At 62.4% G+C, this 25,357-nt stretch carries 29 protein-coding genes; 27 read left to right on the top strand and 2 right to left on the bottom strand.

The window, feature by feature from the left end; translation table 11 throughout:
• Positions 1-17: 17 nt before the first annotated feature.
• The 19 genes from ACQR10_RS08710 to ACQR10_RS08800 all read left to right on the top strand — a co-directional run bounded on the left by ACQR10_RS08710 (position 18) and on the right by ACQR10_RS08800 (position 17,676).
• Positions 18-1,679 (top strand): portal protein, encoded by a 1,662-nt coding sequence (locus ACQR10_RS08710; RefSeq protein ID WP_316216947.1) that lies wholly within the window; start codon positions 18-20, stop codon positions 1,677-1,679.
• The gene (locus ACQR10_RS08715; RefSeq protein WP_316216946.1) at positions 1,672-1,971 is read left to right on the top strand and encodes a hypothetical protein; all 300 of its coding nucleotides are present in this window, start codon (positions 1,672-1,674) and stop codon (positions 1,969-1,971) included. The genes ACQR10_RS08710 and ACQR10_RS08715 overlap by 8 nt, the downstream gene beginning before the upstream one ends.
• A gap of 404 nt (positions 1,972-2,375) precedes the next feature.
• Positions 2,376-3,179, top strand: coding sequence for a hypothetical protein (locus tag ACQR10_RS08720; RefSeq protein WP_316216945.1), 804 nt, complete (start codon positions 2,376-2,378; stop codon positions 3,177-3,179).
• A gap of 2,516 nt (positions 3,180-5,695) precedes the next feature.
• Positions 5,696-6,658: a DUF5309 domain-containing protein gene (locus tag ACQR10_RS08725; RefSeq protein WP_315739071.1), complete on the top strand. Its 963-nt coding sequence runs from the start codon at positions 5,696-5,698 to the stop codon at positions 6,656-6,658.
• A gap of 67 nt (positions 6,659-6,725) precedes the next feature.
• Positions 6,726-7,088, top strand: coding sequence for a hypothetical protein (locus ACQR10_RS08730; RefSeq protein ID WP_316216944.1), 363 nt, complete (start codon positions 6,726-6,728; stop codon positions 7,086-7,088).
• Between the two features lies 1 nt (position 7,089).
• Positions 7,090-7,401 (top strand): hypothetical protein, encoded by a 312-nt coding sequence (locus ACQR10_RS08735; protein WP_316216943.1) that lies wholly within the window; start codon positions 7,090-7,092, stop codon positions 7,399-7,401.
• On the top strand, positions 7,401-7,739 hold the full coding sequence (locus tag ACQR10_RS08740) for a hypothetical protein (protein ID WP_316216942.1): 339 nt from the start codon (positions 7,401-7,403) through the stop codon (positions 7,737-7,739). The genes ACQR10_RS08735 and ACQR10_RS08740 overlap by 1 nt, the downstream gene beginning before the upstream one ends.
• The gene (locus tag ACQR10_RS08745; RefSeq protein WP_316216941.1) at positions 7,730-8,383 is read left to right on the top strand and encodes a phage adaptor protein; all 654 of its coding nucleotides are present in this window, start codon (positions 7,730-7,732) and stop codon (positions 8,381-8,383) included. Before ACQR10_RS08740 ends, ACQR10_RS08745 begins: the two co-directional genes overlap by 10 nt.
• Before the next feature lie 25 nt (positions 8,384-8,408).
• The gene (locus tag ACQR10_RS08750; protein ID WP_316216940.1) at positions 8,409-8,840 is read left to right on the top strand and encodes a hypothetical protein; all 432 of its coding nucleotides are present in this window, start codon (positions 8,409-8,411) and stop codon (positions 8,838-8,840) included.
• A 1-nt stretch (position 8,841) separates the two neighbouring features.
• Entirely contained in the window at positions 8,842-9,858 is a 1,017-nt protein-coding gene (locus ACQR10_RS08755) for a hypothetical protein (protein WP_316216939.1), read from the top strand.
• Positions 9,858-10,469: a hypothetical protein gene (locus ACQR10_RS08760; RefSeq protein WP_316216938.1), complete on the top strand. Its 612-nt coding sequence runs from the start codon at positions 9,858-9,860 to the stop codon at positions 10,467-10,469. Before ACQR10_RS08755 ends, ACQR10_RS08760 begins: the two co-directional genes overlap by 1 nt.
• Positions 10,470-10,612: 143 nt before the next feature.
• Positions 10,613-12,085 (top strand): hypothetical protein, encoded by a 1,473-nt coding sequence (locus tag ACQR10_RS08765; RefSeq protein ID WP_316216937.1) that lies wholly within the window; start codon positions 10,613-10,615, stop codon positions 12,083-12,085.
• Entirely contained in the window at positions 12,082-12,396 is a 315-nt protein-coding gene (locus ACQR10_RS08770; RefSeq protein WP_316216936.1) for a hypothetical protein, read from the top strand. Before ACQR10_RS08765 ends, ACQR10_RS08770 begins: the two co-directional genes overlap by 4 nt.
• A 46-nt stretch (positions 12,397-12,442) precedes the next feature.
• The gene (locus ACQR10_RS08775) at positions 12,443-12,805 is read left to right on the top strand and encodes a hypothetical protein (protein WP_316216935.1); all 363 of its coding nucleotides are present in this window, start codon (positions 12,443-12,445) and stop codon (positions 12,803-12,805) included.
• Entirely contained in the window at positions 12,805-13,761 is a 957-nt protein-coding gene (locus ACQR10_RS08780; RefSeq protein WP_316216934.1) for a transglycosylase SLT domain-containing protein, read from the top strand. The genes ACQR10_RS08775 and ACQR10_RS08780 overlap by 1 nt, the downstream gene beginning before the upstream one ends.
• Positions 13,762-13,863: 102 nt before the next feature.
• The gene (locus ACQR10_RS08785) at positions 13,864-14,730 is read left to right on the top strand and encodes a tail fiber domain-containing protein (protein WP_316216933.1); all 867 of its coding nucleotides are present in this window, start codon (positions 13,864-13,866) and stop codon (positions 14,728-14,730) included.
• 32 nt (positions 14,731-14,762) lie between these two features.
• Positions 14,763-15,917 carry a hypothetical protein gene (locus ACQR10_RS08790; RefSeq protein WP_316216932.1) on the top strand — a complete coding sequence of 385 codons (1,155 nt, stop codon included), beginning with the start codon at positions 14,763-14,765 and terminating at the stop codon, positions 15,915-15,917.
• Between the two features lie 9 nt (positions 15,918-15,926).
• A complete protein-coding gene (locus ACQR10_RS08795; protein ID WP_316216931.1) occupies positions 15,927-16,448 on the top strand; it encodes a hypothetical protein in 522 nt (173 codons plus the stop codon).
• Between the two features lie 253 nt (positions 16,449-16,701).
• Positions 16,702-17,676 carry a phage tail protein gene (locus tag ACQR10_RS08800; RefSeq protein ID WP_316216930.1) on the top strand — a complete coding sequence of 325 codons (975 nt, stop codon included), beginning with the start codon at positions 16,702-16,704 and terminating at the stop codon, positions 17,674-17,676.
• Here the strand turns inward: ACQR10_RS08800 and ACQR10_RS08805 are convergent.
• Entirely contained in the window at positions 17,630-18,394 is a 765-nt protein-coding gene (locus ACQR10_RS08805) for a class I SAM-dependent methyltransferase (RefSeq protein WP_316216929.1), read from the bottom strand. The two genes, ACQR10_RS08800 and ACQR10_RS08805, sit on opposite strands and share 47 nt — an antisense overlap.
• Before the next feature lie 93 nt (positions 18,395-18,487).
• Between ACQR10_RS08805 and ACQR10_RS08810 the strand changes: the two genes are divergently transcribed.
• The 6 genes from ACQR10_RS08810 to ACQR10_RS08835 all read left to right on the top strand — a co-directional run bounded on the left by ACQR10_RS08810 (position 18,488) and on the right by ACQR10_RS08835 (position 22,166).
• On the top strand, positions 18,488-19,180 hold the full coding sequence (locus tag ACQR10_RS08810; RefSeq protein WP_316216928.1) for a hypothetical protein: 693 nt from the start codon (positions 18,488-18,490) through the stop codon (positions 19,178-19,180).
• A gap of 141 nt (positions 19,181-19,321) precedes the next feature.
• Positions 19,322-19,564: a hypothetical protein gene (locus ACQR10_RS08815; protein WP_316216927.1), complete on the top strand. Its 243-nt coding sequence runs from the start codon at positions 19,322-19,324 to the stop codon at positions 19,562-19,564.
• A 1-nt stretch (position 19,565) separates the two neighbouring features.
• On the top strand, positions 19,566-19,949 hold the full coding sequence (locus ACQR10_RS08820) for a hypothetical protein (RefSeq protein WP_315739049.1): 384 nt from the start codon (positions 19,566-19,568) through the stop codon (positions 19,947-19,949).
• A complete protein-coding gene (locus ACQR10_RS08825) occupies positions 19,946-20,245 on the top strand; it encodes a hypothetical protein (RefSeq protein WP_316216926.1) in 300 nt (99 codons plus the stop codon). The genes ACQR10_RS08820 and ACQR10_RS08825 overlap by 4 nt, the downstream gene beginning before the upstream one ends.
• Positions 20,246-20,249: 4 nt before the next feature.
• Entirely contained in the window at positions 20,250-20,711 is a 462-nt protein-coding gene (locus tag ACQR10_RS08830; protein ID WP_316180036.1) for a GNAT family N-acetyltransferase, read from the top strand.
• A gap of 192 nt (positions 20,712-20,903) precedes the next feature.
• On the top strand, positions 20,904-22,166 hold the full coding sequence (locus ACQR10_RS08835) for a CaiB/BaiF CoA transferase family protein (protein WP_316216925.1): 1,263 nt from the start codon (positions 20,904-20,906) through the stop codon (positions 22,164-22,166).
• 53 nt (positions 22,167-22,219) lie between these two features.
• Here ACQR10_RS08835 and ACQR10_RS08840 read toward each other — a convergent pair whose 3' ends face one another.
• Positions 22,220-22,948 carry a CBS domain-containing protein gene (locus ACQR10_RS08840; RefSeq protein WP_315753506.1) on the bottom strand — a complete coding sequence of 243 codons (729 nt, stop codon included), beginning with the start codon at positions 22,946-22,948 and terminating at the stop codon, positions 22,220-22,222.
• A 162-nt stretch (positions 22,949-23,110) separates the two neighbouring features.
• Between ACQR10_RS08840 and ACQR10_RS08845 the strand changes: the two genes are divergently transcribed.
• A complete protein-coding gene (locus ACQR10_RS08845) occupies positions 23,111-23,473 on the top strand; it encodes a hypothetical protein (protein WP_315803596.1) in 363 nt (120 codons plus the stop codon).
• A gap of 206 nt (positions 23,474-23,679) precedes the next feature.
• On the top strand, positions 23,680-25,353 hold the full coding sequence (locus tag ACQR10_RS08850; protein ID WP_410051428.1) for a PHA/PHB synthase family protein: 1,674 nt from the start codon (positions 23,680-23,682) through the stop codon (positions 25,351-25,353).
• Positions 25,354-25,357: the final 4 nt, after the last annotated feature.

Raw genomic sequence — 25,357 nt, forward strand, 5'->3', positions numbered from 1 at the left:
TCAACGAGTCCATGACCATGACCATGCCTCTGCCGCCGGCGCCGCTGCAACCGGTGCCGGAACCGATCACGCACGACGTCACCATCGTCACCACGCGAAAATTCGCCCATGCGCGGGTGATGGGCGTGCCGCCGGAGGAGTTCGGGATCGAGCGCGGCGCGCGCTCGATCCGTGACTGCAACTACTGCTTCCACGAGATCGTCACCAAAACGGAGGCTCAGCTGATTGCCGAAGGGTTCGACCCTGCGCAGATCAAGTCGCTCGGCGACTACACCGGGACGACGCAGGTCGAAACGCTTGCGCGCGATACGGTCGACGAGCATTCACGGGCATCGTCGAGCGCATCGAATTCGGGCACCAGGCTCGTGCGCATCACCGAGCACTATGTCCGGATCGACTATGAAGGCGACGGCAGGCCGTGCCTGTACCAGATCATCACCGGTGGCGACCAGGGCGAGATCCTGCGCAAGGATGGACAGGACTGCATCACGCCGTTCGACGCGATCCCGTTCGCCGCGACCACGCCGGTGCCGATGACGCACCGCTTCTTCGGGCGTTCGATCGCCGATCTGGTGATGCCGCTGCAGCGCGAAAAGACGGCGTTGAAGCGCGGCGCGCTGGACAATCTCTATCTGCACAACAATCCCCGCGTCGAGGTGGCCGAGGCGAACGCCGGCCCCAACACGCTGGACGATCTCCTGGTCTCGCGTCCAGGCGGTGTGGTTCGCACCAAGACGGCGGGCGGGCTGAACTGGCAGGTGGTGCCTGACATCACCAGCTCGATCTATCCGATGCTGCAATATATCGATGCCGAGCTTGAGAGCCGCTCGGGGCTCTCGAAGCAGGCGCAGGGCATCGACGCCAACGCGCTGCAGAACCAGTCGGCGACGGCAGTTGCGCAAGTATTCTCCGCCTCGCAGATGCGCATCAAGCTGATCGCGCGGATCATGGCGGAGGGCGTGCGAGACATGTTCGGCCTGCTGCATGGCACGATCCGCAAGCACGGTCAGCAGCGCCAGACCGTACGGCTGCGTAATGCCTGGGTCCAAATCGATCCGCGCAGCTGGAAGACGCGCGACGACATGACGATCGAGGTCGGGCTCGGCTCTGGCGGCAAGGCGCAGCAGTTCGCGCAGACCATGGCGATTGCCAACGTCCAGAAGGAGCTGGCGATGGCCGGCAAGATCAACCTGGTCGGCGATCGCGAGCTCTACAACACGGCGGCCGAGCTGACGCGGATCATGGGGCACAAGAATCCCGGTCGGTTCTTCAATGATCCGGCCGCGGTCGACCCGCAGACCGGCCGGCCGCTGCATCCGCCGCCGGCGCCGCTGCAGCCGCCACCCGATCCGAAGCTGCTCGCGGCGCAGGCGCGTCTGCAGACCGAGCAGGCGATCGCCGCGCACAAGGCGGAGCTGGCGCAGCAGCAGACGCACAACGACATGGTCCATCAGCAGGTGAAGATGCAGGCGGAGATCGAGCTGGCCAAGATCAAGGCCGGGCTGGATGCCAAGATCGCGCTGCTCGATGCGCACCTCAAGTCGATCGAGGCGGCGCAGAAGCGCGAACAGGTGCGTGCGGCTCACGAGCTGAAGATTGCCGAAGCGGCCGTGGGCCTTGCAACTGCAGCTCATGCCAATCGCGCGTCTGATGAGCAGAAGGAGCGGCACGATGACTGACGAGAGCATCCTGCAACAGACGGCGGCGCGGGGGACTCGCGCCAAGGCGCTGCTCGACGACGAACTGCTCGCCGGCGCCTTCGACGTGCTGGAGGCGAGCTACAGCGCGGCCTGGCGGCAGACCCAGATCGACGACGTCGCCGGCCGCGAAAAGCTGTTCCTCGCCATCAACATCGTCGGCAAAGTGCGCGACCATCTCGGCGCGATCATCGCCAACGGCAAGCTGGCGGAGGCGGAGCTGAGGGAGCTCGCGCGGACGGCGGAGCGCAGGAAACGGTTCGGCGTGCTGTAGGGTGGTTTGACGGAGAACAATCAAAAGCTGTATTGACATGTTCTTTGTTTGTTCTAAGCTTCGCGAAAGTTCTCGGTCCGATTTTTTGGAGAATTTTGCCGGCACACGACGCGCGGAATCGTGCGTATCGATCGCGCTGGTGGGCGAACGTTCTCGCTACCGTATCCGGAATTTGAGAGTGCCAACGACAACCTCTCCTTCAGCAAATACGGCTGTTACCTCATACTTCAAGGAACGTGGCTGGGAGGGAGGTTTCCGGAAACACGCACCTTTTGGCCGTTCAGGCTCCAGAATGCAAACGATGAGAAGCGACAATGCCACGATACGAGTACCGAGGTTGTGGGCTGCGCTGGAGCGCGACTGGACGACAGGAGAGAGGACGGCGACCGTTCAGAGGGCCACGGATGGTCAGCAAATTGCTTCGGTGGGCCGGCTCCATTTTTCTCCTTCTGTATGCGACCGGACTGGCCGCCCAGGACGCGAAACCGAATCCCGAGGCCTATCATCGCGCCGTTGAATATTGTCGCGGTGACGTCCCGCAACCGACGGCGATCAGTCCTGACCGAACGATCGTCTGCTTCAGCGCGAAGACCGGCCTCGATGTCGACGTGTCGACGGTGAACCAGATCGCTGATAACGGGCTATTCGTGTTGAGCGGCTATGGTGGCAAGCGCGACACCGCGATGAGCGTCTCCGATCTGCTGCGCAGCCGCAACGCAACCGTGGTGGTGTTCGACGTCTGCGCCTACCATTGTGCGGAGTATTACTTCGTGGCGTCGGCGAGAACCTACGTCGTGAAGAATACGATCGTGGTATGGCAGCACTTCTTATCGGATTGCCAGGTCACGTTTCGTGAGCCGCATGATTCCAGCGTTCCGAAATTGTGGCGTGCGGAGTGTCCGAACGGAAAGGAATGGCGTCTCTCTTTTGCGAGCGATGCTCCGGTGCTCAGACAATTTTATCAGGACAGGGTCGTCGATCGGTATCATTTCGAGCCGCTGCCGGACAGCGAATATGTCCGAAAGCGCTTGAAGCGGCTCTACGATCAGACAGGACGTTTTCCAGAGATCGGATGGATGTTGAGTCCGACCTCGCTCAAGCGTCTGTTCAAGGCGGATATCAATTACGAGGCCTATCCTCAGTCGCAAGAGGAGGCGACGGCATTGGCCAACCAGTTCGGCGCGCGCGACGTGATCTATGATCCATGATCGGCAAGCTCGCCGGATTGTCATCAACATCAAGGCTCTTTTGAAGGTAGGAAAATGAGAGACAAGGCTTCATTGCATTCCGTGCCGATTGTCCCTGATCCGAATTTCGCTGGTGATCCTCCGGATACGCCGACCGTTGGACCGTTCCGAGTTTCGAGGATCTCTATCGAAACCGCCGGCCCGTCTATGTGCCGCCGCCAGCGCCGAAATGGATCGAGAAATCGCCGTGGTTCTATCGTCGTAACGAGGCGCCGCTCCGGCCGGAGTCGCCTTCCCCGGTCTCTCAAGGTGTCTCCAGCCGATCGTTCCAGATGATGGCGCCTGCTCTGGCAGCAAAGCTGCAGCCAACTGATGGACTGGCGGCTAAGGGCGGGAGCGGACAGATGGACGCGATGGCCGCGCGCGCTGCGGGCCCGGCCGTGCTGTTCGGCCTCGGCACGTCGAGCCAGCCGCAGGTTTCTGGCGCCCAGATCGGAAGTGGGGGTCTGCTCGACCTGCTGACCAGGCTCATGGCTGCCAATCCTGGTGATCGATCCTCCTCAAGGTGAATTCAGGAAGGATGCCGAATGCCATTCGGCTCATGGACCCTTGCGACTGCTCGCTGGTTAGTCGTTCTGGCGATGGTTCTGATCATCGTCCCACCAGGAAAGGCTGATCCGCTTCAAAGCGAGGCCAATTGGGATCTCGAGCACCTTGCTGTCGAGTATTGCCGGGGGCCGCTGCAGCGTCCGATTGCCTCCGGACCTGACCGGCGTATCGTTTGTTTCGACGGCTGGATCGATGACGGCATGGATCTTTCCACCATACACGATCTCCAATATGGTGGTCTATTCGTGGTCAGAAGTTTCGGAGGACAGGCTGCGACGGCTATGACCCTGTCTCGCCTGCTACGAGACCGCCATGCAGCGGTCGTCGTCTACGATTATTGTATGGCCGCGTGCGCAAGCTTTCTGCTGATCTCGTCGGACCAGGCCTATGTGACGAGTGGCTCCATCGTTGCGTGGCGCGTCGTAGATGACCTGCGGACGGATTGTGTATCGGTTGGCGACGCTGAAGATGGGCGCGGCAAGAGATTGCGGCGGATATCCTGTCCGGATACGTCTTCCGAGCAGGAACAAAAGAGTAGAGCCGCCATTCGTGCGGAGCAGGCGTTCTACGCAGAGAGAGCGGTGAAGCCCCAGTTCGAGGGTCCGCCGGACAGTCCCTATACGAGGCGGATGGTCAGAACCTCTACGATCAGTTCGGAATCTATTCGAGGGTCGCGTGGACGCTCAATCCACGGTACGACGTCTTCTTCAAGACGAAGATCATCTATGAGGCCTACCCCGCCAGTCAAGACGATGTCGATGCGCTCGCCGCGCGGCACCGCCTCGGGAAAGTCATCTATGATCCATGAGAGATTGCAGAGATTACCATCCAAATATCCATGAGCAGAAATAATGCGCGAGGATGGTCCTGCGGACAAGCATTGGTGGAGTGGTGTGAAGAATCGTTTTGAGATACTCCAGCGGATCCCGTCGGTTCGCGGTTGGACCGCGCCGCGACGAGCCACCCCGTGAGACGACCGGTTAGCCGCACGGCAAAGTAGATTTGCTCGGGAGCCGAAGCCGTGAGAAGTCGGAAGACACCGTAAGCGACTTGATTCGAAAATGGCCTCTGGCTTTTTGACGTCCTACTCCAATTTGTTCTGCTCTACTGCGGTGCCATCCTTGCGTCGCTCGGGACGGTCGTACCGGAAGGCAGCGAAGGTGTCGTTTGTTTCGCTGTTTTTGCGGCCACTTTGGCGGAACTGAATGTCATGTTTCTGATGCTGGAGAGAGAGGCGCGACCTCGCTACTCTGCACTTGGACCAGCAGTCACCCAGCATAGCGGCCGGCCCTCGTTGTAGTCTGTGGCTCGTGATTGTTTGCAGGAGCAATCGCTATGTCTTTCTCGTTTGGTCTTGATGTCACGACGGGTGCGACGGCGGGTGCGTTCGTTACCGTTTCCAGCCTCATCTCGATCGCGCTCTTCTCGATCTGCACGGTCAGGTCCGGCGCCCACGCCGTCAGACGATGATCAGCGTCGGGGGCCTCTGCGAGGAGCTCGATGTCTCGTTCACGTTCATCTCATGATCCATTGACACGTCGGGCAAATCACCTTCATAAAGGCAACATCAAAAGACTTACATGAAGCCCGCGCCGGAGACCCCGCCGCGGGCTTTTTTGCGAGCCGCGGACATCCCCGGCTTCGATTGACTGTGCCGTGCTGTCGAGCTTCACCGCGTTAGACGCGGTGAGTGCGCGATGGGCGGTTCTGCCGACCCTGCACGCAACGGGCGCTACGGCATTGACGTCTCGCGCGAGCCGAACCGGGAGCGATCTCCCGCGCCATCGCGCCGGCGGGACCTGAACGACTTCGACCATTTTCGGAACTGCGCAGCGCCGATCGGCGAAACGTCCGCTCGTGACCACCGCAACGGCGGTGCGATTGCGGCGTACGCCTTCCGTTGGGCGAACCATCAACAAGGATCATCGATGACCACACCTACGTCCACTTTTGTCACCTATCAGGCGGTCGGCAATCGCGAAGATCTCAGCGACATGATCTATCGCATCGATCCGGTCGACACCCCATTCATGAGCGGCGTCGACAAGGAGAAGGCGACCGCCGTCAATCACGAGTGGCAGACCCAGGCGCTCGCGCCTGCCGACGGCACCAATGCCCAGCTCGAAGGCGACGATCCCAACACCAACGTGACCACGCCGACCGTTCGGCTCGGAAACCAGTGCCAGATCTCCTACAAGGTCGCGCGCGTCTCCGGCACCCAGCAGGCGGTCGACCATGCCGGTCGCGACAACGAGCTCGCCTATCAGGAAATGCTGAAGGGTCTCGAGCTCAAGCGCGATCTCGAGACCATTCTTTGCGGTACCAACCAGGCCAAGCTGATCGGCAACACGACGACGCCGCGCAAGACGGCTTCGATCCTGTCATGGATCGTCTCCAACACGTCGAAGGGCAGCGCCGGCGGCGCGGCCGATCCGGCCGCGGCCGACGGCTCGGGCACCCGTACGGACGGTACTCAGATCGCCTTCACCGAGGCGCGGCTGAAGACGGTGCTGTCGTCGATCTGGATCAACGGCGGCAAGCCGGGCACGATCCTGACCGGCGCGTTCAACAAGCAGGTGTTCTCGACCTTCACCGGCCGCTCGACGGCGATCGAAGAGGCCAAGTCGAAGAAGATCGTCGCCTCCGTCGATGCCTATGAGTCCGATTTCGGCAAGCTGAAGGTGGTCGCCAGCCGCTTCCAGCGCGCGCGCGATGTGCTCGTGCTTGAGATGGACAAGTGGGCGGTGGCCTATCTCAACGGTCGCAACATGATCTCGATTCCATTGGCCAAGACCGGCGATTCAGATCGGCGCCAGATCCTCGCCGAATACGCGCTGGTCGCGCGCAACGAGAAGGCCAGCGGCGGCATCTTCGACAACACCACCGCATAGTCCGATCTTTCATCACCCTGACCTGCAGGCGGCTCTCGGGCCGCCTGTTTCTTTTGGAGGTTCATTCATGCCGCTTCCCGGCAATCGTCCCCTGAACACGGCCGATCTGACGGCCTACACGCCTTCCTGCGGCGCCAGTCCCGTCGCCGCCTATGTCCGTGCGCCCTTCCGCGGCAGGCTGCTCAAAGTCGCCGGCATCCTCGGCGGCGCCATCACCACGGCCGACGGCACTGTCACCGTGACGGTGAACGGGGCGCCGGTCGCAAGCTTCGCTGTCCCGCAGTCAGGCTCCGCGGCGGGGCAGCTGTTCTCGGTGGTGCCGGCGTCGCCGGTCTACCTCAACGAAGACGATGTCATCGCCCTGTCGCCCTCCGGCGCGTCGGGAACATCAGTGCCGATGCATTTTTCGCTTGCGGTCAGGGGAGCCTGAGATGTCGTTCTTTCCCAAACAGCCCTCATCCCGGATCGGCGGCACGCAGACCATCGCCTACGACGGCAGCGTCGGGGCCACCAACAAGTTCGGTCCGGGCACGTTCCAGCTTCGCCTGGCCGCGAGTTCGGCCTGCTGCTACCGGATCGGTGACGGCGCCCAGACTGCGACCGTGTCCGACGTCTTTCTCCCGGCCAACACGGTCGAATACGTCACCGTGACGCCCGGGCAGAACATCGCGGCTATCAAGGCGGCCAGCAATGGCCTGGTCACGGCGACGGCCGGCACGCTGTGGATCACGGAGCTGTCGTGATGGATGGGCTGACCATTCGCCCGCATCTCGATCGCGACGGCTCCGGCCTCGTGATCGAGCATCTCCAGGATGTCGCGCCCATCCTGGACTGGAACAGCGAAGCGCGCCGCGACGAGCAGCACAGCGACTGGGGCCGCCACGTCGCGCGCATTCCGAACGTCATCTACGTCAAATGGCTGAACGAGGAATATGCCAGGGGCAACACCCGGCTTCGCCTGTTCACGCCCGAGTTCGACGCGATCGTGCAGACGAAGCTGAATGATCCGGATTGGGCCTATCTGCGCACCGACAAGCCTGCGCTGCAGAGTGGATGGAGGGCGGAGCCGTCATGCCGCTGATCTCGAACTATTCCTCGTTGCAGTCCGCAGTGACCGAATACCTGGCGCGCGACCAGGACGCGACCTTGGTGGCGCGGATCCCGAGCTTCATCCAGCTCGCCGAAGCCAAGTTCAACCGGCAGCTGTTCGTGCGGCAGATGGAGCAGCGGGCCATTGCGGTCGTCGATCTCGGCGCGAGCGAGCCGGAGTTCATCGCGCTGCCGTCCGACTTCCAGTCGATGCGGCGGATACGGCTGACCAGCGTGCGCGGCCAGCCTGCGCTGGAGTTCAGGTCCGGCGTGCAACTCGGCGAGTATCGCTTTCGCGTCTCGGACGTCACTGGCCAGCCCCGCTACTTCTCCGTCTTCGGCGACCAGATCGAGCTCGCGCCGCGGCCTGACGCCGCCTACACGATCGAGATGGTCTACCGACGGACCATTCCGCCGCTGGCATCGAACGATTCGAACTGGCTGCTCACGCTGGCACCCGATCTCTATCTCTACGGCGCTCTCCTGGAGTCGGCGCCGTATCTCAAAGAGGACGGACGGATTCAGACCTGGGGGCTCGGCTTCACCAGCGCGCTCGCCGATCTCAATGCTCTTGGCCTGACGTCGACCTTCAACGCCGGTCCGATGGCGATGCGGCTATCGGGCCAGGTCGTCTGAGACGCCGTCCAACACAGAGGATCACATGGCTGCCTTCAACAAGTTCAATTGCTTCGTCCAGGATGTCGCGCACGCCCTGCACGACATGCTCACCGGGACATCGCATGTCTACAGGATCTATCTCACCAGCACGGCGCCGGTCGCGACCAATACGGTCTACAACACGCCGGCCGACCTGGCGACCGGGAACGGCTACACGGCAGGCGGCGTCTCGATCGGTGCGATCACCGGCGGACAGACCTCCGGCACCTTCCGCTTCATCGGCGGCAGCGATCCGTCGTGGACCGCGGCCGGCGGTTCGATCGGGCCCTTTCAATACGCCGTGCTCTACAACGCGACATCGGCGACCAAGCCACTGATCGGCTGGTGGGACTACGGCACCTCGGTCACGCTTACCAACGGCAATACGTTCACGGTCGACCTCGACCAAGTGAACGGCATCCTGACGATCACCTGACATGGCAGCTTTTCTCGACATCTGCAGGTTCCTGCCCACCGCCGGCGGCACGACGGACTGGACCTATGCCGCGGCCGTCCAGGGCTATCAGAGCCCGGCCGCAGCCGGCGCGGTCAATGGCCGGCTCTACAAATACAGGGCCGAGAGTGCCGACCTGACGCAATGGGAGATCGGCGAGGGCGCCTACGCCTCGTCGACCGGCACCTTCGCTCGGACGACGATTCTGTTCACCTCGGCCGGAACGACGGCGAAGATCAATTTTTCGGCTGCGCCACAAGTCGCGATCGTCGCGCTGAAGGAAGATCTCATCTCGATCGAGGAGGCGAACGCCTTCACCAGCACACAGCAGGCGCAGGCGCGGAGCAATATCGCCGCGGCTGCAGGTCCCGGCAACTGGACGCGCTCCGTCCTGACGTCAGGATCTGGCACCTACACTCTCAAAGCCGGATGCAAGGCGCTGCTGGTCCGCATGGTCGGCGGCGGGGGCGGTGGGGGCGGCGGCGGCACGACGGGAGCGACATTTGGTGGCGTCGGCGGTGACACGACGTTCGGCTCGTCGTTCCTGACCGCCTCAGGAGGAGCAAACGGCGGCCCGTACGGCAACGCTTACGCGAGTGGTGGTGGCGCGGCGGGCGGTGACCTCAATATCCGAGGTAGTCACAGCACGCCGACCGATGGTGCGGGCGGCTCAACAGGTGCGGTGCTTCAAGGCAGGAATGGCGCCAACTCTGCATTCGGCGGCTGTGGAGCAGGCGGATGGATCGGCTCCGCGGGAAGTGCGGCGGCGACAAATAGCGGCAGCGGCGGCGGAGGAGGCGGAGGCACCGACGGCGGTTCGGGCGGGCGCGGTGCTGCCGGGGGTGGCGCCGGAGGATACGTTGAGAAGTACATTGCTGCTCCGGCCGCGACATACGCGTATTCGGTCGGCGCAGCGGGCAGCGGCGGTTCTGCGGGTTCGAACGGCACGACTGGCGGCGCTGGTGGTTCCGGCATCATCATCATCGACGAGTACTACTGATGTCACTGCTCGGATTCGACGCCGTCGGCAGGCTGGCGATCGCGCAACTCCCGCGCGGCTCCGCAACGAATACGATCTTCGTTGCGGGTCCGGCCGCCGTCACGCTTGCAGGCCGCGCAGCCAGCTTCCAGTCTGCACTCACTCAGATTACCGCGGCGCTCGTCTATGCCGGCGGCTCGGCGAGTGCGCGCATCGGTCTTCTCGCCGCGCAGAACGGCTGGCTGACGGCGGGCACCTCGGTCCTGTATTCGTTCGGTGCTTTCGCCGCCCGCGGCGATTTCGTCGCGGCGGGAAATTCCATCACGACGGCCGGCACGATGCAGGCCGCGGGGCGGGCTCATACCGTCAACGGCCAATCATCGGCCTTCCTTGGCGCAATGACTGGTCAGAAGACCTCATATCAGCTCGTCGGATACGACGTCGGCTACGGGCGCGGCTTCGAGGCCTGGTATCCTCTCGGCGTGGGGACGATCGATTGGAGCAGCAGCACCGATCCTGAGCAGGCCTGGTTGCCGGCGCCAGCTGTGGCCGACCATTGGCTCGGTGTTTCGGCATCGTCGATCTCGTGGAATGCGTTGTCTCCTTCGGCGCCGCCCTGGACGGGCGAATGATGTCCTCGTCGTGGTCATCATCTGTTCAAGCCTGATGCACGCAGCCGTTTGAAGGCCCAGGCACCATCTGCGTTACCGATCTTTTCTGTTTTCTCTTGACCGCGGCGGATGTTCGCCGGCGGCAATCGATGATTGGAGGTGACATGCCTCTTCTTGCCTTTGGCGAATATCGGCCCGACGTGAGCGACTATGAAGGTCAGGCCACCCGGAACATTCAGAACGTCGTTCCGCGCGGCGATGGCTATGGCCCCTTTCCGTCCTTCTCGGCCTACACGTCGGCTCTGCCGGAGCCGTGCCGCGGTGCGTTCTACGCTCTGAAATCGGACGGCACCGTCGTGACCTTCGCCGCGACATCGACGAAGCTCTACCGCCTCAACAATACGGACTTCACCTGGCTCGATGTCTCGAAGGGCGGCACCAGCTATGCGCAGCTGTCCGCGGCAGCGCAGTGGCAGTTCGCACAGACCGGCAATCTCGTGTTCGCCACCCAGGCGAATGCGCTGCTGCAGGTGTTCGATCTGACATCGTCGACCGTCTTCGATAACGCCTTGGGCGCGCCGCCGCAGGCCGCCTATATCAGCGTCGTCGGACGCTTCCTGGTGCTCTCCGGCCTGCTGTCGACGCCCTATCGCGTCCAATGGTCGGGTCTCAACAACTTCAATTCGGCGACGTCATGGGACGGCCTGACGGCTGGGTCCGATCATCAGGACTTTCCCGACGGCGGCATCGTCCGCGGCGTTGCCGGCGGGGAAGCGGGCGTCATCTTCCAGGACCAGGCGATCCGGCGCATGTCCTACGTGCCGGGATCGCCGATCATCTTTCAGATCGATCGCATCACCCAGGACAAGGGTCTCTACGCGCCGTATTCGATCATCCGTGCCGGCGAGCGGATCTTCTTCTATGCCGGTCAGGGCTTTCACAAGATCGAGCCCGGCGGCCTGCCGCAGCCGATCGGCCGCGAGAAGGTCGACCGCACTTTCCTTGCCGATCTCGACAAGGGCAATCTGCAATTGCTGATCGGGGCGGCCGATCCGCGCTCGACGCGGGTGTTCTGGTCCTACAGGTCGATTTCCGGCGCGGTCGGCACCTATGACAAGCTGCTGGGCTATGATTTCCTGCTCGACCGCTTCTTTTCGATCGCGGCAACCGGCGAATATCTGCTCGGCATGTCGCAGACCGGCCTCACGCTCGAGAATCTCGACAGCATCTCGTCGTCGATCGACGCAATGGCCCTGAGCCTCGACGCCTACGCGACGGCTGTCCAGCCCGAGATCGCGCAGTTCTCGGCAAATCATGTGCTCGGCTTCTTCCGGGGCAACAATCTCGAGGCGACAATGGAGAGCGCAGAGCAGGGCACCGACGACAATCGGATCATGATCCGCGGCTTCCGGCCGGTCACCGACGCGACTTCGCTGTTCGGATCGGTCTCCTCGCGCGACAAGCCGTCGGCGGCTGCTGTCGCGGGGGCAGAGGTCTCGGTCAACACGCGGACGGGGCGCTGCGACCTGCGCAAGGACACACGCTATGCCCGCTTCAAGATCAGGATTCCGGCCGACGCGTCATGGAGCTTTTGTGCGGGCGTGGTGCCGGACCTCACCGTGAGCGGCACGCTATGACGGCCTACGTCCCCGGCATCACCGAGACCGATCTCAAGAAGATCATCTTGGCGCTGCAGCAGCTCGCCGCCGGGCGCTCCAACGCCGTCGGCAGCGTCACCCTGGCGGCGGGCACGACGGCGACAGTGGTCGCCGACAAGAACTGTGCAGCCGGTTCGACCCCGATCCTTACGCCGGTGACCGCCAGCGCGGCGGCCGAGCTCGGCAACGGGACGATCTATGTGAGCGCGGTCGCCAACGGCTCGTTCACGCTCACCCACGCCAGCAGTGCAGTCACGACGCGGACGTTTCTCTATGCGCTGCTCGGCTGAGCTCGCTTGCGTCGATCCCGACCAGGTCGGACTGATCTGGCCGCGGGTGGCGCAGCGGCTGCAGTGCGCCATCTCGCGCACGGGCCTGTCGGCCTTCGCTGACGTCGAGCGTGACATTCGCCAGGGCCGCGCGCTGCTGTGGCTGGCGCTAAGCAGGGACGAGGGCGAGGTCGCGATCGATGCGGTGGCGACGACCCGGATCGAACAGACCGACGCAGGGAAGGTGTGCGTGATCGTCGCCTGCGAAGGCCGGCGTCGGCATCGCTGGCTGCCGCTGATCGGCGGCATCGAGGCTTACGCGAAGGCAGAAGGCTGCCAACGCGTCCGCATCTTCGGGCGCAAAGGCTGGCAGCGCGTGCTCGAGGGCTACGCGCAGACACACGTGATCATGGAAAAGGAGACGAGGTGATGCCGAGATTTGACGACAGCGAGTTCGATCCGCAGACCTATGGCAGCTGGGGCGAGGGTCTGCTCAAGGCGTTCCAGGGTTTGATGCCGTCGCAGCCGGCAGTACCGGAGCAAGGCAACGCCGCAGGGCCCGGCTTCGATATCAGATCTGAGGTAAATCCGCAGGCTGCGCTGATCGACCGGATGCGCGGCCTGCAGCAGGAGCAGGGCGGCTACTCAGGTCAGCAGCAGCGGCTGGGTTGGGCAAGGGGGCTAAACGCGCCATCTGGAGCCACAGGTGCGAGCGCGCCTCCGTCGTTTGACTCGACAGCGCGGAAAGGTATTGCGGGCCCGCAAGTCTCCAAGCCAGTTGCCGCGGGTGATAACCATCTTGCGCCGTCAGCATTGACGGAAAGATTCGTCGGAGCTGAAAGCAGTGGAAACCCAAATGCTAAAAACCCGCGATCCTCTGCTACGGGACTTGGACAGTTCATTGATGGGACTTGGCTTGAGCTGATGGCTCGCTATCACCCGGAGATCAGGGGAAGCCGGGAGGAACTTCTAGCGCTCCGCAACAACCCCGACCTTTCCCGCGAGATGACGGAAGCGTACCTGCACGAGAACGGCAGACAACTTCAGAGGTGGGGACTGCCGACGACGCCCGGAAATTTGTATCTCGCGCACTTTGCCGGCGCAGGTGGTGCCAGATCTGTTCTTACGGCTGATCCTGCAACACCGTTGGATCAGTTACTCAAGCCAAGCGCGATGAAGGCGAATCCGTTCTTAGCAGGAAAGACCGCCGGCTATCTCAGAGACTGGGCCGAAAAGCGGGTAAGTGGCCGCCATGCGGGCGGTACTTCTGCTCCGCAGCCTACAAACACCAGTCCGGTCGATCAGGAATCAGAAAGATCCTCGGCGCAGTCTGCTCAAGATGGCCGCAGCGTTCGCACTCTCGTGTCGCGACCGGCTTATTGGTGAAATGGAAGTCTTCAACCATCCCGGCATTTGCTCGAGATGCGTTAGCTGCTGATCCGATCAACAGCTAGGCAATTGATTCTCAGAAAAGAAGGCTCCTCGCCAATGGGCGGACAATCATCCAGCACGCAGACCCAGCAATCCCAGACGCAGCCGTGGCAGCCGGCGCAGCCGATGTTGCAGAACATCCTGTCTCAGGTCGGCAATGGCCTGAACAATACCGGGCTGACCAGCGCCGAGACTGGCGCGCTCGATACGCTCAAGCAGAACGCGGCGCAGGGTAATCCCTATGCCGGCAGCATCGGGGCCTATGCGCAGTCGCTGCTCAATGGCGGCAACGCGTTGGCGCAGGCGCCGGCGGCCCTGGCCAATCTGCAGACGTTGCAGGGGCAGCTGACGCCTTACGCCAATGGCAGCATTATCGGCAACAATCCTGCGCTCGCGGCGCAACTGGCGCAGATCCAGAACGATGTCGGCACGTCCATCAACGGCCAGTTTGCAGCTGCCGGGCGCGACTTCAGCGGCGCCAACCAGATGGCGTATGGCCGCGGCGTGGCGGCGGCGGAAGCGCCTGTGATCGCGGCCCAGTACAATCAGGACGTCCAGAACCAGCTGAGCGCGGCCAACGCGCTGTACGGCGCCGGCAACACGACGGCCAACATGCTCGGCGGCATGCAGCAGCAATCCCTCGCCAACCAGGGGCAGGGCGTGACAGCGTCGCAGGCGGCGCTCGATGCGCAGAACTATGGCGCCAATGCCACCTTGGCGGAGGAGGCGCAGCGCCGCGGAATTCCGGTGCAGGCGCTGGGGCTCCTGGCACAGATCGGAACGCCGATCGCTCAGCTCGGTCAGCAGACCAACGGCACCATGACCGGAACACAGGAGATGTCCGGTGCCGATCAGTTTGCGAAGATCGCCGGCGGAATCGGCAGCCTGCTCCAGCCGTTCAGCGGCGCGTTTGGCAAGAAGTAGCTCGGAGCAGCATCTCGAGGGAGCGGTAGTGAATGTCAGATGAATCAGAGCACCTCCTGACGGGGGCGGCATTCGAACTGGAGAATGCCGGCTATCGGCCGATGCCGGATCCGGAGGAGCGGCCGGAGCGCGAACCGCTCGACGGCGACGTTGCATCGCTGCGCGACGCTGCCGAGCAGCGCACCGATCCACGCCCGCCGGTGATGGTTCGGGAGTATGTCGACGAAGCCGGCAACGTGGTCGATCGCGGCGAGTCGGTCACGCTCGATCGCGCGGCGCGTGATCACGCGCGCGTCCGGGCCGCTGAGGCGGGTGAGGTATCTCGCGGGACGCCGGATTCCGATCCGGGCGACCGCTTGGGTTCGCCGGCAAATGGTGAGCCCGACGGCTTCGAACCGGCCTCGCGGGCTGCCGAGTCTGCTGCCGAGACCGATCCGGCGCAGCACGATGCCTCGTCGCGACTTGCGCCTGACTTGGAGAAGGTGTTGCAGCATCCGCAGGTGCTGCAGGCGATCGAGGAGAAGATCGGCGAAGCCGAGCAGGCCCGCCAATCCTATCAGGAAGGTCTGGCGTCTGCCGTCCAGATTGCGCAAGCGAGCTTTCTCAGCCAGTTTCCCGAATTCGCCGGCATGCCTGCCGGGCAGGTCCCCGCCGCGCTCGAACGGATGTCGCGCGAGGATCCGGCAAGGTTTGGACGCATCCAGGCAGCCGTCGCGATGTCGGATCAGTTGCTGGCACAGCAGGCCGAGGCGCAGCGCCAGCACGCCGAAGCGGCTCAACGGAGCTTCCAGTCCTTTGCGCACGACCAGGACGATCGGCTCGAGGACATGCTGAAGAGCGAGCCGCGCGCTATACGCCAGGCCGTTGCCGCGGAGATCATGGCGTCGGCAAAGGAGAGCGGGATCTCGGCGTCGGAGCTCAACCGGCTGTTCCAGACCGAGCCGCTGATGCGCCACGCCACCTTTCAGCGGATGATGTACGACGCGGCGCGATATCGACTGATGATGCGGGCAAAGGATGCCGCGGTGACGAAGGCTGTCCCGCCCGTGGTGCGGCCGGGTGTCTCAGCCTCGTCAGGGGAGCGGGGACGGACGGATCTGCGGGCGCTCAACGCCCGCCTGACATCGTCGGGTGATCTCAAGGACGCGGTCGCCCTCTACCAGGCCCGCAGATCCGGCAGGCCGTGAGTCCGGTCGATGACAAACCCCGTTCTGGCTGCGCTTGCCGAGGCGCGCAGGCAGCGCGCTCCGCTGTTCGCTCGCTGGTGCGAGCGGGAGCGCGAGTCGTTCTGTCCGGCTTCGCCGGCGGCAGTCGCCCGCTTTGCCCGAGAACACGGCGGCATCGGTGTCGAGCCGCTCTGGGAGGCGATTCTCGACATCTCCAGAGCTCATGTCTCATTGGGATTGGCTGATCCCACGGCGGGAGCGCCGGTCGCGATCGTCCTCGACGGCATCGCCAAGCTCTCGCCCCCGCAATCCTGGCCAGGTCCCTGGAAGGAGCGCTTCAAGGCCTTGCCCCACGACCTGAAGCGTTTCATCGCGGACCACGAGACGAGGCGCGAGAAGAGCTTGAGACGCACGCAGCACGCGCTCGCGCATACGAACAAGATGCTCGTTCGGCTCCGATCGGCGGAGCGTACGATGAAGGAGGATCAGAACGGTGAAGCAGAATCGCAGCGATTTGACCATCGAAGACAGGATTCAGGAGCTTCGGGGTGAGATCGAGCGCGTCGTGCAGACGCGTGTGGACGCGATCGCAAGAGAAAGTCCCGGAGTGCCCAAAGGGGTGATCCGCAATCTGCTGATCGCCAGGGCGCCGTCCTGTGCATGCGAGCAGTATCTGACGCTACGGCGAGAGACCTAGCCATGGATGCGTGATCGATCATCGGGCACGTGCCGCGATCCCCGCATCGAACAGCCACAAACCGGCCCCTGCAGCCCGCGCGGCTGCCATTTCTATGTGAGAAGCAGAATGACACTCTATCGATGGTCGCAGACCGCATCGGCGGATGCCACGGCCGATCCAACGATCAACTGGTCCGAAGGACAGGTCCCGTCGAGCATCAACGACTCCGCTCGGGCCATGATGGCGGCGACCGCAAAATATCGCGACGACATCGCGGGCGCGATCGCAACGAGCGGCACGAGCACCGCCTACGCCGTAACGAGCAACCAGCAATTCGATTCGCTGCCGCATCTCAACGGACAGATCATCGCGTTCACGCCGCACGTCACCAATGGTGGGACGTCCACTCTAAATGTAGACGGCCTTGGTGCGAAAGCACTGAGAACCGCCCCGAATATCGAGCTGCCGGCCGGCACAATTGTCCAAGGCACCCCATATGTGGCCGCTTACAACAACAGCGATGGCGCCTTTTACCTGCATGGGTTTTTCGGCAATCCTTACAATGTTCCGATCGGAGCGAGTCTTGAGTTCTGGGGCTCGACCGCGCCGAACAGCTCGTTTGTTTTCCCGTATGGGCAATCGATCAGCCGCACAACTTATTCCGTCCTATTTGCACTTATGGGAACAGCGTTTGGAACGGGGGACGGATCGACCACGTTTAATCTTCCCGATTTACGGGGGCGCGTGACCGCGTGCGTGGACAACATGGGCGGAGCGACCGCCAATCGTCTCGTAAGTGGCGGGCTTGCCAGCGTGCGCCACAGCATCGGCGGGTTTGGCGGTGAAGATGCGCACGTCCTCGTTATTGGTGAGATGCCAAGCCACGCTCATGGCGTGAGCGATCCCGGTCATAGTCACACCGTGCAGAGTTACGCGCCCGGTGGAAATGTGAACGCTGTTGCAGGCAATTTCGCAAGTCTGGCCACCCTGAACACAAGTTCTGCGCTTACCGGAATTAGTATTCAGAATTCAGGTGGTGGAGCGGCACACAACGTCATGCAGCCAACGATTTTGTGCAATCGTATCCTGAGGGTGATTTAGTCGTACGCCAGACGATGCCTGCCCGCTTCTGGCATATAAAAGAAACTATTGGCCCAAATATCGGCGCACTGACAATTCGCGAGAACGAACGCAGTCGCGGCGAGCTCGACAGTCTATAGAGCATAAAATCGTGCTCAATAGCGACTGGCGTGCTTCCGAAAGCGTTGGTCCACCATTGTTTGAGATCAGCCGGCGAGTGGTAGAAAACGTCCGTTTCGAGCTGGTTCAGCATAAAATCAGCCCACGCACGGGCTGATTTACCTTCGCGATAATAGCCGAACCCCAACCGATGGCAGATCTCTAGATACGCCTTGGCGAGGTGTCGATGCATTCGATGCACGAAATAAACACCAACATGCCCCTCGAACCACGCCGCCCTCGACGGAAATAGAGCGATAAATACCCCACCTGGTTTCAGGACGCGTGCGATCTCCGCTAGGGCGGCTGGCGGATCAGACACGTGTTCAAAAACTTGGTTCGAAATCACCACGTCGAAAAATGCATCCTCGAACTGAATACGCGTCCCATCAAGCGGCTGAAAATGGCTGGGGCGTTCCGAAGCGGGAGCAGTACGGTCGACTCCGAAAAACTCGTACCCCATTGAACGGCCAAAGGTCACCACCTCTCCCCGACCACAGCCGTAGTCCAAGACTTTCGGGTTAGCAGTTCCGGAGGCCGAGACGGCACGATCAAACACATAACGATAGTTCGGGTTCATGGAGCTCATCTCAAGGCTGTATCGCGTTCAGAGAGACAATCACGCGGCCCGTTTAATCGCAAGATTATCCAACCATATTTTTCGGACCTCAGAATGCCCGATATCAGAACGCTAATCACGACGAACGCCAAAAAATGGCAAGTGGCAAGGTTCACCCGCAACATGGATGCCGCAGCCCAACGTCTCATTGCGGCCAAGCCTCGCTATCAGGCCGTTACCAAGCGGACCGGTGTCCCCTGGCCGATCATCGCCGTTATCCACGAGCGCGAATCGTCGCAGAGCTGGTCCCGGTCGCTGGCGCAGGGGGATCCCTGGGACCGGGTGTCGGTCCATGTGCCTGCGGGACGAGGACCGTTCGCCTCGTGGGAGGACGCTGCGGTTGACGCGCTCGTCAATTGCGCGCCGCATGCGGCGCGGTGGCAGGACTGGTCGATTGGCGGCGCCTTGACGCTTCTCGAGCAGTATAATGGGCTCGGTTATGCACGCCGGGGCGTGCCGTCACCCTATGTCTGGGCCGGAACCGATCAATATCGTGCCGGCAAGTATGTCCGCGACGGCGTCTACGATCCCCAGGCCGTCGACCGGCAGCCGGGTTGCGCCGGGATGCTCAAGGCCATGATGGAGATCGATGCGACCATCAGCTTCCCGCCCGGTCTTGTGGGGGCGGAACGGCCACCCGACAAGGGGCCTCCGACGTCGGCTTCCGCATCCATCAGACATCCGGCAAAGGGCTCCATTGGGGCCCTTTTTGCTGCCCTGGTGAAACGCATTCTCGGCAATCGCTGACCGGCGCAATCCTCGTGCTCCCCGTCGGCGTACCGACGGACGGGCGGGCCTCGGACAATATTCAACTATTGCAGGGCGCCGAGCGCGGCTCGCGCAGGGCCGGCGGCGTCGTCTCCGCATTTTTTTCGGAAAGGATTCATCATGTGGACGAAAGTCAAGGCCGCGTGTCGTCATTCGCTGACGATCGCCTGGGGTTACGCGCTGGCGGTCATCGGGTTTCTGCTGTCGATCGCCGACAACGTCAGTGACGCGCTCGGAGACCCGAGCCTGAAAGACCAGATCAGTGCCGCCATCGGCGATACCCGTGCCGTCGGCCGGATTTTTCTCGCGATCTCGCTGATCACGATTCTGGCACGGCTGCGCTCGCTCAAGAGGGCGTCGTGACATGTGGATGAGCATTCTGGGCTTTCTGGGTGGGCCGGTGATCAAAGGGCTGATCGATGCCTACCAGGCGAAGCTGAGGGCAGGCAACGCGGATGCCAAGATCGCGGCAGACCTGGCGGCGACGGAGATCGCCGCGCAGGTCTCCGAAAGCGACGCGCAGCTCCGGCTGCGTGCGGCCGAAATCGGCTGCTGGTACGAGCCGGACAAGCTCATCGGCTACTGCGTCTCGATCTACTTTGCCAAGCTGCTGGTGTGGGACAAGGTGCTCGGGCTCGGCTCGACGGATCCGCTCGCGGGCTTCGCGTCGACGACCGCGAATCTCGTCATCTCCTTCTATTTTGCCAAGCGCGGCTTCGAAAATGTAGCGAGGATCATCAGGCGATGAACATCACCCATGACGAAATCACGGCCGTCGTCGCCGAGACCCTGGCCAAGCAGAGTCAGCTTCAGCGCGACGAGATCGATGCCGTCGTGATGAGGGCGATCGCGACCATTCTCACCTCGTTCGGCATCGAGGAGGAGGATCGGAAGGAGCTGAGAGCCGATTTCCAGCACCTGCGGCGCTGGCGCAAGAGCGTGGAGCAGGCTCAGAGCTACACGTTCAAGGCCGTCATCACGGTCATCGCGACAGGTCTGATCGGCGCGATCTGGCTCGGCATCAAAGTCGTGCTCGGAAGGTAATGCCGTGCCAGCCAGGACCTTACGGCGAGACCGCCGCTTCCGCATCAGGGAGGTCGACGCTTGCGAGCCTGACGTTCTCGACACCTTGAAGGAGCTCCATGCGCGCACATTCCTCGATTGCGCGCCTCTGCCTGATTTCGAGAGCGGACAATGGTGGATATCGACCGAGCTCGGACGGCCCGTTGCCTTCGCCGGAATGACGCCGTCATCCCTCGGCAAAGGCATCGCCTACCTTTCGAGGGTTGGTGTTCTCCAAGAGCGGTGTGGTTACGGCCTGCAGCGGCGGCTGATGCGTGCGATCGAGCTGCGCGCGCGCCGCTCGGGACTGGATTGCATCGTTTCGGACACGACCTGCAACATCGTTTCCGCGAACAATTTCATTCGGTGCGGATATGTGTTGTTCCAACCGGGCCGGCCCTGGGCCTGGGGGAACTCGCTTTATTGGCGCAAGATGATCCGGCGGTGAGCTGTCGACCGACGCCTTATGCAGATTGCATTGCGCTGCAGCAGAACTAGCCCGGCTCGACAGCTCCGACCCAGGCTTTTTTTGCGGCCGCCGTTGAGCTAACCATGCGTTGTCGGACGTTGGAGGCAAGCCGCGCCCGGCAGTGAATGGAAGATCGCTTCAGACGATCAAAGCCGCGGGAAGGACTCTGGGATGCCGGCCGAGGTCACCCTGCCAGAGCGTGCGCCACGGTCGCCTGACGCGCCGACCGCGCTGGCTGGTCTGCTGGTGATCGACTTCACACGTGTCGTCGCAGGGCCCGCGTGCACACAGACGCTGGCCGATTTCGGCGCCGAGGTGATCAAGATCGAGCAGCCGCTCACGGGGGACGATACCCGGGCATACGAGCACGCCGAGCTCGGCGGAGAGAGCGCTGCGTTCCTCAGCCTCAATCGGAACAAGCGCGGCATGGTGTTGGATCTCACGATCCCGCAGGCCAGAGACGTCGCGCGTGCGCTGATCGCCAAGGCCGACATCGTCGTGGAGAATTTCTCGTCGTCCGTCATGGAGAAGTTCGGGCTGGACTATCAGGCATTGTCCAGCACCAATCCCGGGCTGATCTATTGCTCGATCTCGGCTTACGGACGCTCCGGTCCATTCGCGTGGCGATCAGGGTTCGATCCGATCACCCAGGCCGAAAGCGGGTTCATGTCCCTCAACGGTTTCGCCGACGGTCCGCCGGTGCGGACCGGTCCTCCGATCGTTGATCTGGCCACCGGCATGTCCGCCTGCAATGCCATCCTGTTGGCACTTGCCGCCCGGCAGCGGCTCGGTCGCGGGCAGCACGTCGAGGTGGCGCTGTTTGACATCGCGTTGGCGATGACAGGCTTCTCCGGAATGGCGTATTTGATGAATGGCGTGAACCCCACGCGAACGGGAAATTCGCCGAACGACTCTCCGACGGTCGGCGTCTTTGAAGCGTCAGATGGCCCGCTCTACATCGCATGTGCCAACGATCGGCTCTACCGCCGGCTGTCGACTGAGGTGCTTGGTCGTCCGGATCTCCTGAGCGATCCTCGCTTTGCCACGCGAAGGGCGCGATGGGTCAACCGTACGCAACTGCGCGGCCTCATCGCCGATATCCTTGCCACGGAACGGATGGATGTCTGGATATCCCGGATGAACCAGGCTGGAGTTCCGGTTGGACGCGTTCGAACAGTCGAGCAGGCGTTCAACGCGGCCGAGGTCCGGATGCGCGACCGCACCTGTCGTATTCCGCACCCGACAGCAGGCTCGATACCCAACGTCGAGCCTGCAATCACCATGAAGCTCACACCAACCCTCGAGCCGACGGCGGCGCCGCGGCTCGGCGAGCATACGGCCGCAATCCTGCGCCACAGGCTTGGGTACACCGAGCAGGAGATCGAAGCCCTGCGTCGGGTAGGGACGTTCGGACGCAATAATCCGGGAGCCTGAGGGCATCGTCACTGTTGCCGGACACGGAGGAGCGGCAGCGTCCTCAGCAGCCATCAGCCGGCTTTGGCCATCTCATCGTCTTCCGGTGAGTTCAGATACATGCCCGACATGGTGTCGACCCAGCACAGATGATCATGCACCTTCTTGACGCCAGAGATGTTCTCGGTGGCAACGATTGCCGCCTGCCGCGACCGCTCCTCGGTAATGACGCCGCTCAGATGAACGATGCCGTCCTTAACGATGACGGACAATCCGAACGGGCACCAGTCGTTCTTCTCGAGGGCGTCGATCACGCGGTTGCGGATGTGATCGTCGTCGGCCGTTGGATCCGGAACCTGCCGCCCGAGCGCGGCGACCGCTTGCAGCAGGTTCGCCCGTGACACGATGCCGATCACTCGGTCTCCCTTGACCACGGGCAACCGTTTCACGTGGTTCTTTTCCATCAGTTCCACGATCTCAGCCAGCGCGGCGTCCTCGGTGATCGTCAAGGGAGACTTGGTCATCACCTCTGACACTTTGCGACCATGCTCGTGGACGAAGTCGGCCGCCGACTTTCCGGGCCCGAGAATGAATCGCAGCCAGCGGCCGCGCTTTCGCCCGGTGCCGATCTCCGTTCGGCGGATGAAATCGCCTTCCGAGACGACGCCCACCAGCTTTCCGCCGGGATCGACCACTGGAAGGCCGCTGACGTGCCGTTGAAGCATGATATTTGCCGCATCCACGATGGAAGTGTCAGGGGTGACGGTGATGACGGGGCGGGTCATGATCTGATGGGCGCGCATGGCGAACTCCAATGTCAAAAGCTAAAAAAAAGTAACCCGCTGCCACGGTCTTGAATTGACGCAGGTCAAAGCAGGTGCCGCCGTCGTCATTGACGCAGCTCAAGGTCTTGGCTTTGAATTGCAGCTATACGGCCTTCTGATCCAGCGAGAGGAGAGGTGCCCATGTCCGAGTTCTCCGGGACCAAGATCCTGGCCGACGAAACGGCCGAACTGTCCGAACGTGTCGCTCTCTCCAACAAGCACGCACTTGAGCTGCTCGTTGGTTCCCAGCAGATCATCATGGAGGAGATTCTGTTTGCCAGCAACGAAGTGCTGGATCGCGCGCGTACGGAGACGCATCTGCTGGCCGAGTTCGTGTCGAAGCTGGCCGGCGTGCATTCCGTGACGGGAATCCAGGCGATGGTTCAGGAATGTGGACGGCATCAGATTGATTTCGTCAGGCGTGATTGCGATCGACTTTTCAAGCACGGGCAGCGCCTGATTGATGCCAGCGTGAATCTTATGGGGCAACGGTGGCGAAACTGAAGAGTGCGGGTGTGTCGCGTCCCGAACGGGAACGCGAAGGAACGACCGACAACGACCGAAGCAGTGCCGTTGTCTCTGCAGGGACCTCTTTGAAGCCGGCTGCTGCGCTCGCCGCATCCGACGCAAAGTTGCTCTCCCGCGAAGCCGACGCGAGCTCCGGCGAGCTTCGACGCGAGGATCACGAGCTGGACAAGGCCTTCAGCGCGATGCTGGCTCGGCTCACCGGCGGAATTTCCCCGGCCGCTCTATCAATGGCGTATCTGGATTGGGCTTGTCATCTGGCCGCTGCACCTCAGCGCCAGATCGAAATCGTTCGAGATGCCTGGTACGGCGCAAAGCAGGTCGCTGAACGGTCCCTGCATTTTGCAGACCCGAATCGTGGTCCTTGGGACCTGATCAAACCGCAGGCGAACGATCATCGCTTTTCCACGCCGCAATGGGCGACGTACCCGTTCAACTTGTTCGCCCAGGCGTTCCTGCTCGGGGAAGATTGGTGGCACAAGGCGACGACCGGCATTCGTGGTGTCGACCCCGCCAACGAAGCCGTCGTCGACTTTTCAATTCGTCAACTGCTCGACATCTTCGCACCATCGAACTTTGCCGCGACCAACCCGGAAGTCTTGGAAAAGACGTTTCAAAGCGGTGGCGAGAACCTGATCTTCGGCTGGCAGAACTGGCTCGCCGATATCATGCAGGTAATGCAGCCCGGAAAGATATCGAGCAATGGTGAGTTCGTCGCCGGCAAGACCGTCGCGACCGCACCGGGCAAGGTTGTGCTTCGCAATCAGTTGATTGAGCTGATTCAATACCTGCCGACGACCGAGAAGGTGCGACCGGAGCCGGTCCTGATCGTACCGGCTTGGATCATGAAATATTACATCCTGGATCTATCGCCGCACAATTCGCTGGTCCGATACCTGACCGACCAAGGCTTTACGGTTTTCATGATCTCCTGGCGAAACCCCGGCGCGGAAGACCGGGATCTTGCGTTTGACGACTACCGCTCGCTGGGCGTCATGGCGGCCCTGGAGATGATCGGAACGATCATTCCGAATACGCCGGTTCATGCCGCAGGCTATTGTCTCGGCGGAACGCTTCTTTCGATCACGGCGGCGGCCATGGCACGGGACGGTGACCAGCGTCTGAAGACGATCACGCTGTTTGCGGCCCAGACCGATTTCACCGAAGCGGGAGAGCTGACGCTCTTCATCAATGAAAGCCAGGTCGCCTTTCTCGAAGACATGATGTGGGAGCGTGGATATCTCGACACCACGCAGATGGCGGGCGCATTTCAATTGCTGCGCTCCAACGATCTGATCTGGTCGCGTGTCTCGCGCGACTATCTTCTCGGTGAGCGCGCGAATCCGAGCGACTTGATGGCATGGAACGCAGATGCGACGCGGCTGCCGTATCGGATGCACTCCGAGTATCTGCGCAAGCTGTTCCTGAACAACGATCTCGCCGAGGGGCGATATCGGGTCGAGGGGAAACCCGTTTCGCTCTCGGACATCCACACGCCGATGTTCGTGGTCGGGACCCTGCGTGATCACGTTGCGCCCTGGAAGTCGACTTACAAGGTCCACTACGAAGTTGATGCCGACGTCACTTTCGTGCTTGCGAGCGGCGGCCACAATGCCGGCATCGTGGCGCCGCCGGGCGAGCAGGGGCGCTCCCATCAGACGCGGACCAAGGCAGCCGACGCGCCATATCTCGGGCCGGACGAGTGGCAGAGCACCTCGCCAAAACTGGAGGGGTCATGGTGGCCGGCGTGGACGGCGTGGCTTGGACAGCAGTCGGGTGCACCGGGCGCGCCGCCGCAACTCGGGGCAGATCGTTCAAATGATCTCGGAGACGCGCCGGGCGACTACGTGCACACGTAGTCGC

It is taken from the genome of Bradyrhizobium sp. HKCCYLRH2060, from assembly GCF_051168135.1.
Classification (GTDB): domain Bacteria; phylum Pseudomonadota; class Alphaproteobacteria; order Rhizobiales; family Xanthobacteraceae; genus Bradyrhizobium.